Genomic DNA, 12795 nt, shown 5'->3' with positions numbered 1-12795 from the left:
CAAGCGCCCTCACCCAAAAAGAGGCACCGTGCGACGCGCAACGTCGCACGGTGCCAAAAAGGACCGCCTCCACGCAGCAAGCAGCGAACCCGCGGACACATCAATATGTCGAACGCGGGTGCTGGCGCCGGTGCCGCTTCATCTTCCCTGGGAACGTCCGCCACCGTGGCCTCCGTCGTGAGGACAGGCCCGATCACCGCCGCATTTTGATGCGCTGTTCACGCGAGGAACACTGCACGACGCACCTGCTGGCAGGCTGGGCCGGGCCGACAGCGAAGCAGTGGCCCAACTCAGCCCCTGCACGTCACTGCTGAAGATGGATTGAGCCGCGGTACTCACGGCGGTGCGTGAGCGGGGATATTGCGCGGTCGGCCTGAGCAGGATTATGGAGGCAGTGGAGCCGGCCGCGATGACGGCGCTAGCGGCTGCAGAAGCCCGCCAAACATTTGGTAAGGGCCCTTTTGGTTAACGTAAGACAACAGTTGTTTAGTAAGAAAAGTTTTGGTCAGTAAGACATGTTTTGTGCGACACCAACTTCAACCCCAAATTGCCTATACTTGCATCCGTCCCTTCACCCATGCATGAACTATGGAATACGCTCCAGGCATCAGCCAGCTGGCTGGCCTGCTGGCCGACCCCGGGCGCGCGGCGATGCTGTGGGCGCTGATGGATGGCAGTGCCCGGCCCGCTGGCGAGCTGGCGCTCATTGCCGGGCTGTCGGCGTCGTCCACCAGCGGCCACCTGGCAAGGCTGTCCGAAGGCGGGTTGCTGGCCGTGGAATCGCGCGGGCGCAATCGCTATTACCGCCTGGCAGCGCCGGAAATCGGCGTTGCCATCGAGGCGCTGGCCACGGCATCGCTGGTGAGCCAGCCGCCGCGCATGCGGGTCGTGCCCGTTTCGCGCGGCACGCCGCCTGCACTCCGGCAGGCGCGCACCTGTTATGACCACCTGGCCGGGGAACTTGCGGTGGGCCTGTTCGAACGAATGTCGCAGGCGGGCTGGCTGGCCTTGGATGGCACGCGGATCGACCTGACCGGCGACGGCACGCAGGCCATGGCGCAGCTGGGCATCGACCTGGACGCCACGCGGCGCAAGCGCCGACAGTTCGCCTGTACCTGCCCCGACTGGAGCGAGCGCAAGCCGCACCTGGGCGGCGCGCTGGGCGCGGCCTTGCTGGAAACCATGCTGGAGAAGGGCTGGATCGAGCCTACCCACGCGTCGCGGGCATTGCGCGTGACGCCACGGGGGCATCGCGAGATCGGGAAAGTGGCCGCATGAATGGAGCAACGGGGCCACAAAGGAGCCACAGATGGCAATAGAACTGGACGACGACGCGCAGGACGCCGCAAGCCGGCTGTTTGCGCTGATCAACCTGGGAGACACCCAGCAGACCACGCGGCACCTGGCGCTGTTCGAGGAAGCGCTGGAGGATGCCGAGGAGGACGAGGCCGACGCCGAGATGCTGCTCTTCCAGATCAAGGAGATCATCGACTGGGAAGCAGGCTTCTACGTCGACTGGAAGGACGTCGAGTCCTTTATCGGCTGCCTGACCCAGCTCTGCGAGCGCATCGACCTGGAGATCGACTGGGGCACCGACGACCCCGAGGACGAGGATTTCCTGGAAGGCACCAGCGTGCCCGAACTGATGGAGCTGGCCACGGACCAGCTGCGCGTGGCCGGCTACACGCTATGGAACTGGGATACCGGTGGCGACGCGTACGCGGGCTGGATCACGCGCAGCGAGGACGACGACGAAATGCTGGAGATCGCCGACACGCTCAGCTTCGACCTGCGCAGCGGCGACCAGCCTTACTGATTCGCCCCGCCCCCGGGGCCGGCCGCCGGTCCACCAGCGGCTTATTCGAGCGTCAGGATGGTGGGCGCGGCATCGGCTTCTTCCAGCGCCGCGGTGACGTCCGGCAGCAAGGTGGCGCCCAGGCGCGATGCGGGGCGCCGCGCGTTTTCCGGCACGCCCAGCGTTTCTTCCAGCGCGTTGAGGAAGGCGCGCACGCTGGCCGGCATCAGCTTGCGCGCGGGCATCAGCACATAGACCTTGAGCGGTGACGACGAATAGCCGGGCAGCACCCGCACCAGTTGCCCCTGCACCAGTTGTTCATGCACGAACCGTGGCGACAGGCGCGTAACGCCCAGGCCATCGACGGCCGCCTTCAGGCGCACCTCGGCATTGTGCGTGCAGATGCGCGGTTCCACGTCGAGCGAGAACGTCTCCACGCCATCGCGCAGGAATTCCCAGTGCGAGTCGTCGAGATTGCCGACGGTGGGCCAGCCCTGCAGGTCTTGTGGCGCGCGTGGCAGGCCGCGCTCGCGGATCAGCGCGGGCGCCGCATAGAACGCACGCTCGATCAGCACCACACGCTTGCTGGCAAAGGAGCTGTCGTGCAGGCTCGTATCCGTCATCACGAATGCCAGGTCGTAGCCATGGCGGATCAGGTCGGGCTGGTCCCAGTTCATGTCCAGCTGCACGCGCAGCGACGGATGCTGCTTGAGCAGCCGGTTCACCGTCGGCGACAGGTGCTGCGAGCCCACTTCGTACGGCGTGGCGATACGGATCGTGCCACTGACTTCGGCGCTGACCGAAGCCGCCTCGGCACTGATTTCGCGCAGTGCGCCAAACAATGGCGATACGCGATCGTAGAGTTGCTGCCCGCGTTGTGTGACGCGCACGCGGCGCGTGGTGCGCTCGAACAGGCGCACCCCGAGCTGCCCTTCCAGCCGTGCCACCGCGGCGCTGGCCGATGACTTCGGGACTTCGGCCAGTTCGGCCCCCTGTGTGAAGCCGCCGCCTTCCACCACACGGCAGAAGATTTCCCAGTCCTTCCAGTCAATCGTTTTCATGCGCAACCTTTCGAAGCTTGGCATCGGGAAAACCCTTACCCGACCGGCCGCGATTGTCCCACAACGCGAACAATCGTGGAGCCCACGTTCATAGTAGGGATATTACGAGAACGTGACATCAACGTGACATTTGCAACGACTGTGCGATTGCAGCCACGGGGCAGATCGGGAAAACCTACATTGAGAATCGGTCTCATTAGACTCTACGATTCACACACGTCGCCCTGGTGGGCTTTTTTGAGGAGTGGATCCATGCACAAGATCGTCGCCGCAGCCTTTGCCGGCCTGTTCTCCACCGCCGCATTCGCAGGTGCAAATTGCGAGAAGCATCCCAAGTCCGAATGGATGCCAGAGGCCGACGCCAAGGCCAAGATCGAGGCCCAGGGCTACAACATCAAGAAGTTCAAGGTCGACGGCAACTGCTACGAAATCTACGGCACCACGAAGGACGGCAAGAAGGCCGAGATCTACTTCGATACCAAGACGCTGGACATCGTCAAATCCGAAATCGGGAAGTAAGCATGGCAACCCCGGCGGATCGCGTGTATCCGCGCGACACGATTCGCGTCTGGGACCTGGCCGTCCGCTTCACGCACTGGAGCGTGGCGGCCATCGTCTGCTATGACCTGATCGACGATTCGGGCGACCAGGTGCATCGCGTGATGGGCTACGTGGCCGCCGGGCTGGTGCTGTTCCGCATTGTCTGGGGATTTGCCGGCACCGAGCACGCGCGCTTTCGGGCCTGGCTGCCACGCCCCGCCGGTGTGCTGGCCTATGGCCGCGCACTGATGCGCGGCCGTGCACCGCGCTTTATCAGCCATACCCCGCTGGGCGCGGTGATGATGCTGGCGATGTGGTCGCTGATCCTGGCGCTGGCCGTCACGGGCTGGATGTCGCGGCTCGATCCGTTCTGGGGAGAGGACTGGCCCATCGACATCCATCGCTGGCTGTCGAATACGCTGCTTGGCCTGGTGGCGCTGCATGTTGCCGCGGCGATTGCGATGAGCATCAAGGGCGGCGAAAACCTGATCGCCGCGATGCTTACCGGGCGCAAGCGCCGCGACACCGACCAGCCTTCCTGAAAATCAGGATCGTCGAGCTTTCGGAATTGCCACGCGCTGGCTACGATGGTTGCCAACGCCGTTGCGCGTGCGTGGCAGCGGTGCCAACCAACCCGGAGAACGACAATGAAGATCCTGATGGTGCTCACCTCGCATGACAAGCTTGGCAACACGGGCAAGAAGACCGGCTTCTGGCTTGAGGAATTCGCCGCGCCCTACTACGTGTTCAAGGATGCGGGCGTCGATGTCACGCTGGCGACACCCAAGGGCGGCCAGCCGCCGCTCGATCCCAAGAGTGACGAACCCGACTTCAAGACCGACGCCACGCGCCGGTTCCAGAGCGACCCTGCCGCCCAGAAACACCTGGCCGCCACATTGACGCTGGACCAGGTCAAGGCCGACGACTTCGACGCGGTCTTCTATCCGGGCGGCCATGGCCCGCTGTGGGACCTCACCGAAGACAAGCGGTCGATCGCGCTGCTTGAAGCGTTCGACCGCGCCGGCAAACCCATGGCGCTGGTCTGCCATGCGCCCGGCGTGCTGCGCCACGTGAAGCGCGCCGATGGCGAACCGCTGGTCAAGGGCCGCAAGGTCACGGGCTTCACCAATACCGAGGAAGAGGCCGTACAGCTGACCAATGTGGTGCCATACTTGGTGGAAGACGTGCTCAAGGCGAACGGCGGCCAGTTCTCGCGAACCGACGACTGGGGCAGCCATGCCGTGGTCGACGGGCTGCTGGTCACGGGGCAGAACCCCGCGTCATCCGAGGCCGGCGCGCATGAACTGCTGAAGCTGCTGAAGAAGTAAAACGTGCCGCCGCGCGCCTCAACGCGAGCGGCGCGGCTTCGCCGCATGCCGCACCTCGCGCGTGAATTGCGCGCAGGCGTGGGTCATCAGGTCTTCGGAACGATAGACCAGGAACAGCTGGAAGTCCGGCAGCTCGTCGGCAATCGGCAATCGCACCAGCGCCTCGGGATCGAGCTTCAGCGGCCCCGTGCCATCGAACACGTAGTTCGACCACACGCTGATCAGGTCGGTCTTCGTCGCCAGCTGCAACCCCAGCAGGTTCGATGCGCTCTGCACGATGCGCTTGGGCATGTCCAGGCGGTGCAGGCGCATCAGGCTGGCCAGCGGGCTGCCCGGATCGTCCAGCGGATCGAGCGTCAGCCAGTCGGCATCGAGCAACGCGCGCAGGCGTCGCGCCCGGCGCAGCGGGTGCCCCGCCCGCACTGCCAGGCCCATGCCGACGGAAAACAGCGGCTCCCATTGCATGCCGCCACCACCGGGGCCGCTGTTGGTCGAGATCAGGCCAAGATCGAGCCGTCCTTCACGTAACCCTTCCAGGATCTGTTGCGGGCGCAGCTCCTGCGCGCGCAGCGTCACATTCGGATAGCGCTGGCGGTAGGCGGCCATTGCATCGGGCAGCGCGGCGCTGGACGCCACGGCGGTAAAGCCGATGTGAAGCTGCGCCTCGGCATGGCCGCGGATCGATTCGATATCTTCCAGTGCATGCCGCAGTTCCTGCTCGACCACCGTGGCACGCCGCACCAGCGCCAGGCCGTAGGCCGTCAGGCTCACTCCACGCACCGAGCGCGACATCAGCGTGACACCCAGCTCGCGTTCAAGCTCGGCAATGGCCTTGGACAGCGCCGGCTGCGACGTATGCAGGCTGCGCGCAGCCTCGTGGATGCTGCCGTGCTGGGCCACCGCCAGCAGCACGCGCAGTTGTTGCAGCTTCATCAGGGTTTCTCCCCATCGTCCGGTTGCCGATGCATTGCCTTGGTGCGCGCGTGCGCAATTGCCGTGCATGGCACTTCTGAATGCGCCGCGTAGGTACTAGTCCTGATGGTGCGCGGCGGGTGATGATGACGGTGATGCCATTTGGTTATCACGATGACAATAAATGATTTTTGGGGCGGCGTGTTTGCCGGAATACTGCATCGCCAAGGACGTACGACTTGCGCGATGGATGCCACCCCAGGCTCCACGATTCCCGTAACCCAGTTCGTGGAGCCCCTCACATGAACGACGCAACCCTGCCCGCCGGCGCGCCGCTCTCCGCTGCCACCGTCGCCACCCCGGCCACCCCGGCCAAGGCGAAGCAAAGCCAGTTCCGCCTGATCGCCGCATGCTCCATCGGCAATGCGCTGGAGATGTTCGACTTCACGGTCTACAGCTTCTTCTCGCTGCTGATCGGCAAGCTGTTCTTTCCGTCCGACAGCCCCTACGGTTCGCTGCTGCTGGCCGTCGCCACGTTCGGCATCGGCTTTATCATGCGCCCGCTGGGCGGCGTGCTGATCGGCAACTATGCCGACCGTCATGGCCGCAAGGCCGCCATGACGCTGACCATCGGCCTGATGGTGCTGGGCACGCTGTGCATCGCGCTGGCCCCTACCTACGCCACGGCCGGTGTGCTCGGTTCGCTGACCATCCTGGCGGGGCGCCTGCTGCAGGGCTTCTCGCTTGGCGGCGAAATTGGCGCGTCCACCGCGATGCTGATGGAAGGCGGCGACGTGCGGGGCCGCGGCTGGCGCGTGAGCTGGCAGATCGGCAGCCAGGGCATTTCCGCGCTGGCCGGCGCCGCCACGGGCGCCACGCTCTACGCCCTGCTGCCCACTGCCGCGCTGGAAAGCTGGGGCTGGCGAGTACCGTTCCTGTTGGGCCTGCTGATCGCACCGGTGGGTCTCTATATCCGCGCCAATCTCGATGAAACGCACGAGGCCGACGCGCACGCCCCGAGCCCCGTTGGCGAACTGTTCCGCCGTCACGCCGGCAAGGTGGTGCTGGGCATCCTGGCGGGCACCGCCGGTACGGCCACGATGTACCTGGTGGTGTTCTTCATGCCGACGTACATGATCCGCGTGCTGCATATGCCGGCGTCGCTGTCGTTCCTCTCGGGCTGCGTCACGGGTGTCACGCTGCTGGTGGTGTCGCTGGCCGCAGGCACGCTGGCGGATCGTCTGGAACGCCGCAAGCCGCTGGTGGCGGGGTCGCTGCTGTTCAGCCTGATCGCCGTCTATCCCGCGTTCTGGCTGATGAACCACTACCCGAGCGTGCCGCTGGTGCTGGGCCTGTCCGCGCTGCTGACCGCCAGCATCAACCTGGGCACCACGCCGCTGTTCCTGATGCTGCTGGAGATGTTGCCGGCCGGCGTGCGTGCCACGGGCCTGGCGGTGATCTACAGCGTGGGCGTGACGGTGTTTGGCGGCTCGTCGCAATTCATCGTCACCTGGCTGCTGGCGAAGACCGGCAATCCGATGGCCCCGGCCTTCTACATGATGGCGTGCGGCGTGCTGGCCCTGGTTGCCGTGCTGCGCATTGCCGAGAAACGCGAACACTGATCCGCCTTCGATTTCCCCGCGAGCCCCACTTTCCGAGACCTCTCCATGACCCGCGAACCGACCCTGACCCCGTTTCAGCTGCTGCCGCACCTGCTGCCCGCCATCGACACCGAGACCTTCGTCAATATCCGCCGCCAGATCCACGCGCAGCCCGAACTGGGCTTCGAGGTGGGCGCCACCAGCCGGCTCGTCGCCACGCTGCTGGAAAGCTGGGGCTACACGGTGCATACCGGCATCGGCAAGAGCGGCGTGGTGGGCCAGCTGAAGGTGGGCAACGGCACGCGCCGCCTGGGCATCCGGGCCGACATGGACGCCCTGCCGATCGTCGAGGCCACCGGCCTGCCCTACGCCAGCAAGACCCCGGGCCGCATGCATGCCTGCGGGCACGACGGGCACACCGCCATCCTGCTGGCCGCCGCCAAGGCGCTGGCCGATTCGCGCAGCTTCGACGGCACGCTGAACCTGATCTTCCAGCCCGACGAAGAAAACCTGTGCGGCGCGCGCGCGATGATCAACGATGGCCTGTTCGAGCGCTTTCCATGCGATGCAGTGTTCGCGCTGCACAACATGCCCGGCGTGCCCGCCGGATCGTTCCGTGTGCTGGAGGGGCCCGTGAGCCTGTCGTCCGATGTGGCCGACGTGACGATTCGCGGTGTGGGCGGCCACGGCGCGATGCCCCATCGCTCGAAGGATCCCATTGCTGCGTCGGCGGCCATCATCACCGCCCTGCAAACGGTGGTGGCGCGCAACGTGGCGCCCGACGATACGGCGGTGGTGTCGGTCGGCTTCATCCACGCTGGCGCCACGCACAACGTGATTCCGGAGGAGGTCAGGATCGGCCTCAATGTGCGCGCGGCACGGCCCGAGACGCGGGCACTGGTGGAAGCACGCATCTACGAGATCGTCAGCCTGACCGCGCAGGCCCACGGCGTGACGGCGCAGATCGACTACCGCCAGCTGACGCCGCCGATGGTCAACGCAGCCGGCCCCACTGCCCTGGCCGCCGAGGTCTGCCAGGAACTGGTAGGCACCGAGCAGGTGGTCACGCAGGCGCCCAAGGGCCTGAACGGCAGCGAGGACTTCGCCTGGATGCTCGATGAGGTGCCCGGCTGCTACCTGATTCTGGGCAACGGCGAAGGCGAATTCGGCGGCTGCATGGTCCACAACCCCGGCTACGACTTCAACGACCAGGTGCTGCCGCTGGGCGCCGCGGCGTGGGTACGGCTGGCGCAGCGTTTCCTGGTCCCCGCGTGCTGACCCGGATAAACCAAATGGCCGAATCTTTAAAATCTATGGCATAGTTGCCACCGTTGTATCCCGCGATATCGGGAGAGCCCGTTGCTGCCGCCAGGCAGCACGGCGCCGAAGGAGCAACCGCCCCGGAAACTCTCAGGCAAAAGGACCGGTATCGCCATTGAACTCTGAAGAACCCCCGGCCTGTACGTCGGCCGGCGGTACCGAAGGAGCAAGCGAGCCCTGCTCGCGAATCTCTCAGGTCAAGGACAGAGGGGGCGTCCGCGAGAAGCGCATGGTGCGCCGTGGACTGCCACCCCATGACGTCCTGAAAGACCTTCCACATGAAATCCATTGCAGTGATCGGCGGCGGGATTACCGGCGTCACGACCGCATACGCGCTGGCAAAACGCGGATTCTCCGTCACGCTGTTCGAGCGCCATCGCTATGCGGCCATGGAAACGTCGTTCGCCAACGGCGGCCAGCTGTCCGCGTCGAATGCCGAAGTCTGGACGCACTGGTCCACGCTGGCCAAGGGCATCAAATGGATGCTGCGCGCCGATGCGCCGCTGCTGGTGAATCCGCGCCCCACCTGGCACAAGCTGAGCTGGTTCGCGGAATTCATGGCCTCGATCCCGCATTACCGCGCCAACACGGTGGAGACCGCACGGCTGGCAATCGCCGCGCGCCAGCACCTGTTTGCCTGGGCCGACGCGGAAGGCATCGACTTCGACCTGAAGCGGCGGGGCATCCTGCATATCTATCGCAACAAGGCGGGCTTCGAGCATGCCGGGCGGGTCTCGAAGCTGCTTGCCGAAGGCGGTCTGGAACGCCACGCGGTGACGCCGGCGGAAATGCGGGACATCGAGCCCACGCTGGCCGGCAACTACTACGGCGGCTACTACACCGAAAGCGACGCCACCGGCGACATCCACAAGTTCACCAGCGGCCTGGCCGCCGCGATCCGCCGCCTGGGCGTGCAGACGCTGTACAACCAGGACGTGCGCTCGATTGCCACCACGGGCCGGCGCGCGACGGTGGTGTCGGCCGAAGACAACCTGCCCGCATCGCGCGAGTTCGATGGCGTGGTGGTGTGCGCGGGCGTGGCAAGCCGGGCCTTCGCGCAGCAGCTTGGCGATCGCGTCAACATCTATCCGGTCAAGGGCTACTCGATCACGGTGAACCTGAACGACGCCGAAAGCCAGGCCAGCGCGCCGACGGTGAGCCTGCTCGACGACGAGACCAAACTCGTGACCAGCCGGCTGGGCGCCGACCGCTTCCGTGTGGCCGGCACAGCCGAGTTCAACGGCATCAACCGCGACATCCGCGCCGACCGCATCCGTCCGCTGGTCGACTGGGTGCATGCGTGCTTCCCCGGCGTCAGCACGCGCAGCGTGGTGCCCTGGGCAGGCCTGCGCCCGATGATGCCGAACATGATGCCGCGCGTCGGCCGGGGCCATGCCGCCAACGTGTTCTACAACACCGGGCACGGGCACCTGGGCTGGACGCTGTCGGCCGTGACGGCGGAGATGGTGGGGGATGTGGTGCGGCAGGCGGCGACGCAGGATGGGCGCGTTGTGGTGGGCCAGGGCGTGGGCGGCGTAGCAGCCTGATACGCCCGCCCTCTCCCCCGCCCCTCTCCCGCCATGCGGGAGAGGGGAGACCACCAGGGGCAGGATCCCGGGCGGCGTCGGTCTGGGGGACGTTCTGATTCCGGAAATGAAAAAGCCCCGCTCGTTCGAGCGGGGCTTTCGAATTGGTGCCCAGAAGAGGACTCGGTCGCCCATGCGCGACCCAGGATTGCGCTTGCAGGCGCAATCTTTTCGAGTCCCCGCGGGCAGCCCGCAGGGACTGCCCTTTCTGGGCGTACAAATGAAAAGACCCCGCTCGTTGAGCGGGGTCTCTGAATTGGTGCCCAGAAGAGGACTCGAACCTCCACAGTGTTGCCACCGCTAGGACCTGAACCTAGTGCGTCTACCAATTCCGCCATCTGGGCTTCGTTTCGCCGCATTGCTGCGTTGAAGCGAGACGCGAATTCTACATAAGCTCTGGCAATTTGCAAGCCCTTTTTCACGCCATCGTAAAAATCAGCTGTTCTGCACCCCAAGGTACAGGCTGCCGTCCAGCACATAGCGGTTGCGCCCTGCCCGCTTGGCGCGATACATGGCGCTGTCGGCGCGATGCAGCAGCGGCTCCAGCCGTGCCGCCTCGGGGACCGCGCACACCGCGCCCACGCTGATCGTCACGTATGGCTGCACGGGCGTGCCGTTGTGCGGGATGCCCAGTTCCCGCACCGCCGCCACCATGCTGCGGGCGATGGCACGCGTTTCGTCGGTCGACGAATCGGGCAGCACCACCGCGAATTCCTCGCCGCCCAGCCGCGCACAGAACTGCGCGCCGCGCAGCACGCCGGTCAGCGCCGCGGCCACCTGCCGCAGGCAATCGTCGCCGCACGGGTGGCCGTACAGGTCGTTGTATTGCTTGAACAGGTCGACGTCCAGGATCAGCAGGCCGATTTCCGTGCCGCGCTCGTGGGCATGCGCCACGGCGGCCAGCGACTCGCGCTGGAAGTAGCGCCGGTTCGGGATGCCGGTCAGCGCGTCGATATCGAGGTCGGCCTGCACGCGCGAGAGTTGCTCTTCCGTTTCGCCAAGCTGCGTCGCCAGCGCCTGCTCGCGCGACTGGTAGCGGCTGATGTCGCGCATGAACACCAGCAGGCCGATCTGCTTGCCGTCCATCCCGCACACGGGCTCCACCGTCAGTTCGTACCCCAGGCCGTCGGGAATGAACGGCGCCGCCTCGTCGGGATCGCTCAGCGCGTGGTGCCACGCCGGGGGCGGTATCTGGCCGCGGCGCAGGTCCGACACCAGCCGTGCGGCGGCCGGATTGAACTCGACGATGCGTCCGTCTGCGCCCAGGATCACACAGCCTTCCCGGATCGCGTCGAACACGCGCAGCCGCGCGTAGTGGCCGGTATCGTCCAGATGGGTGCGCAGCGCGCAGAACCACACCAGCAGGGTCATCAGCGAGAACGTGGCTGGCGTCAGGTCGCCGCCCAGCGGGCCCGTCCAGCGGTACAGGTAGGCGATGTGCGTGACCAGCGGCAGGAACAGGCCGGCCATCAGCACGTTGCGGCCGCGCACCGACAGCGCCGCGTTCGGCACCTCGGCGGTCGCCAGGAAATACATGCTGAGCCCCAGCATCGCGTAGGTCCAGGCCGCCACGGCGGTATAGCCGACGCCGTGGCGAAACACCGCGCCCGGCGAGACGCCAGGCGGCATCAGTTCGATGGAGGTCCAGATCAGGTGATGGCGTTCGTTGGTGAACACCAGCGCCAGCGTGAGCAAGGCAAAGAACACGGGCACCCAGAGCATCGACCACGGCACGACAAAGCGCGGCCGGCTCAGGTGAACCATCGCCACCAGCCACCCGATCGGTACGGCGACGATGCCTGCGTACTGGAACTTGGCCCAGAAGATGCGGCCTGCCAGCGCCGTCTCGCTGATTTCCAGCAACCGGCCGCCACTCCAGATCGTCACGCCCGCCGCCAGCACCAGGAAGGCGCGGACGGTGGGGTCATCGCGGCGCGGCCATGCCGCGACGGCCATGCCCACACTGCACACCACGGCAATGGTCAGGCAGAGGACGAGAGGATACGATGGCATGGAAGGTGGGCCGAACCGGATGGCGAGCCCCGTCCGGCGGTGCGGGGCGAACCATTATAGGCCCCTGGGGTCCGACACTGGCGTGCCGGCGTGCCGCCGCAACACCCCCCGCCCCGGCCCGCCCCCGATCGCCACCTTTCAGGAACAAGGACGTGCCCTTCATCCTTCTCGGCATTGCACTCATCGCCGCCTTTGTCTACGGCCTGGTCCGGCTCTATCAGGTGGTGACCGCCGCGTCCGGCATGCTGGCCGGCGCCGCCGCCGACATTCTGATACTCGCGGTGCTGACGGCGCTGGGCGTGGCGTGGCTGCGCCGCTACCGGGCCATCCATGGCCGGCGCGTCAGGGGCGAGCGCATCCTGGCCCTGCATGGCGAATGGGGATCGCTCAAGGTCGATGCCGAGCGCAAGAACGGCGTGCTGGAGATGAACGGCCAGCGCCAGGTGCTGATCTTTGCCGACATCGACGGCGCCCGGCCCGAGGCGCGCCAGGGCCGCTGGTATGTCGTTGTCGCCCTGCGCCACAGCCGCCAGGGCGAGTGGGTGATTCCGGTGACCAACCGGGACGCCGCCAACCTGTGGACGAAGATCTTCCGGCTGGCCGCGCTGCAGAAACTCTGAGCGCCGGGACGGGATCGCC

At 66.2% G+C, this 12795-nt stretch carries 12 protein-coding genes, 1 tRNA gene and 1 riboswitch; of the genes, 9 read left to right on the top strand and 4 right to left on the bottom strand.

Annotated features, from left to right (window positions below; translation table 11 throughout):
* Nucleotides 1-588: 588 nt before the first annotated feature.
* On the top strand, nt 589-1278 hold the full coding sequence (locus A9J21_RS26560; protein WP_066740961.1) for a helix-turn-helix transcriptional regulator: 690 nt from the start codon (nt 589-591) through the stop codon (nt 1276-1278).
* Nucleotides 1279-1309: 31 nt separating this feature from the next.
* Nucleotides 1310-1816: a hypothetical protein gene (locus tag A9J21_RS26555; RefSeq protein ID WP_066740959.1), complete on the top strand. Its 507-nt coding sequence runs from the start codon at nt 1310-1312 to the stop codon at nt 1814-1816.
* Between the two features lie 41 nt (nt 1817-1857).
* Here the strand turns inward: A9J21_RS26555 and A9J21_RS26550 are convergent, their stop codons facing one another.
* Complete coding sequence (locus tag A9J21_RS26550) at nt 1858-2856, bottom strand: LysR family transcriptional regulator (protein ID WP_066740957.1); 999 nt, start codon at nt 2854-2856, stop codon at nt 1858-1860.
* A gap of 252 nt (nt 2857-3108) precedes the next feature.
* Here A9J21_RS26550 and A9J21_RS26545 point away from each other — a divergent pair, with 252 nt between their 5' ends.
* The 3 genes from A9J21_RS26545 to A9J21_RS26535 all read left to right on the top strand — a co-directional run bounded on the left by A9J21_RS26545 (nt 3109) and on the right by A9J21_RS26535 (nt 4724).
* Nucleotides 3109-3375, top strand: a complete 267-nt coding sequence (locus A9J21_RS26545) for a PepSY domain-containing protein (RefSeq protein ID WP_066740955.1) — start codon at nt 3109-3111, stop codon at nt 3373-3375.
* A 2-nt stretch (nt 3376-3377) separates the two neighbouring features.
* Nucleotides 3378-3938, top strand: a complete 561-nt coding sequence (locus A9J21_RS26540) for a cytochrome b/b6 domain-containing protein (RefSeq protein ID WP_066740953.1) — start codon at nt 3378-3380, stop codon at nt 3936-3938.
* A gap of 105 nt (nt 3939-4043) precedes the next feature.
* The gene (locus A9J21_RS26535; protein ID WP_066740952.1) at nt 4044-4724 is read left to right on the top strand and encodes a type 1 glutamine amidotransferase domain-containing protein; all 681 of its coding nucleotides are present in this window, start codon (nt 4044-4046) and stop codon (nt 4722-4724) included.
* Nucleotides 4725-4742: 18 nt separating this feature from the next.
* Here the strand turns inward: A9J21_RS26535 and A9J21_RS26530 are convergent, their stop codons facing one another.
* Complete coding sequence (locus A9J21_RS26530) at nt 4743-5657, bottom strand: LysR family transcriptional regulator (RefSeq protein WP_066740950.1); 915 nt, start codon at nt 5655-5657, stop codon at nt 4743-4745.
* A 281-nt stretch (nt 5658-5938) separates the two neighbouring features.
* Between A9J21_RS26530 and A9J21_RS26525 the strand changes: the two genes are divergently transcribed.
* From A9J21_RS26525 to A9J21_RS26515, 3 genes are all read left to right on the top strand, one after another.
* Nucleotides 5939-7258, top strand: coding sequence for an MFS transporter (locus A9J21_RS26525; RefSeq protein WP_066740949.1), 1320 nt, complete (start codon nt 5939-5941; stop codon nt 7256-7258).
* 45 nt (nt 7259-7303) lie between these two features.
* Nucleotides 7304-8515, top strand: a complete 1212-nt coding sequence (locus tag A9J21_RS26520; protein ID WP_066740947.1) for a M20 aminoacylase family protein — start codon at nt 7304-7306, stop codon at nt 8513-8515.
* Nucleotides 8516-8574: 59 nt separating this feature from the next.
* A riboswitch (glycine riboswitch) is annotated at nt 8575-8673 on the top strand.
* Between the two features lie 162 nt (nt 8674-8835).
* Nucleotides 8836-10104 (top strand): D-amino acid dehydrogenase, encoded by a 1269-nt coding sequence (locus A9J21_RS26515; protein WP_066740944.1) that lies wholly within the window; start codon nt 8836-8838, stop codon nt 10102-10104.
* A gap of 296 nt (nt 10105-10400) precedes the next feature.
* Here A9J21_RS26515 and A9J21_RS26510 read toward each other — a convergent pair.
* Both A9J21_RS26510 and A9J21_RS26505 read right to left on the bottom strand, forming a co-directional pair.
* Nucleotides 10401-10487: transfer RNA gene (locus tag A9J21_RS26510), tRNA-Leu, on the bottom strand.
* Nucleotides 10488-10578: 91 nt separating this feature from the next.
* Nucleotides 10579-12156 (bottom strand): diguanylate cyclase domain-containing protein, encoded by a 1578-nt coding sequence (locus A9J21_RS26505; RefSeq protein ID WP_066740942.1) that lies wholly within the window; start codon nt 12154-12156, stop codon nt 10579-10581.
* Nucleotides 12157-12308: 152 nt separating this feature from the next.
* Here A9J21_RS26505 and A9J21_RS26500 point away from each other — a divergent pair, with 152 nt between their 5' ends.
* Nucleotides 12309-12776 (top strand): hypothetical protein, encoded by a 468-nt coding sequence (locus A9J21_RS26500; RefSeq protein WP_066740941.1) that lies wholly within the window; start codon nt 12309-12311, stop codon nt 12774-12776.
* Nucleotides 12777-12795 lie beyond the last annotated feature (19 nt).

The sequence above is a fragment of the Cupriavidus sp. D384 genome (assembly GCF_001652915.1).
Classification (GTDB): domain Bacteria; phylum Pseudomonadota; class Gammaproteobacteria; order Burkholderiales; family Burkholderiaceae; genus Cupriavidus.
The sequence above is the reverse complement of the archived record's forward strand: the minus strand, read 5'-3'. Positions and strand labels throughout refer to the sequence as shown.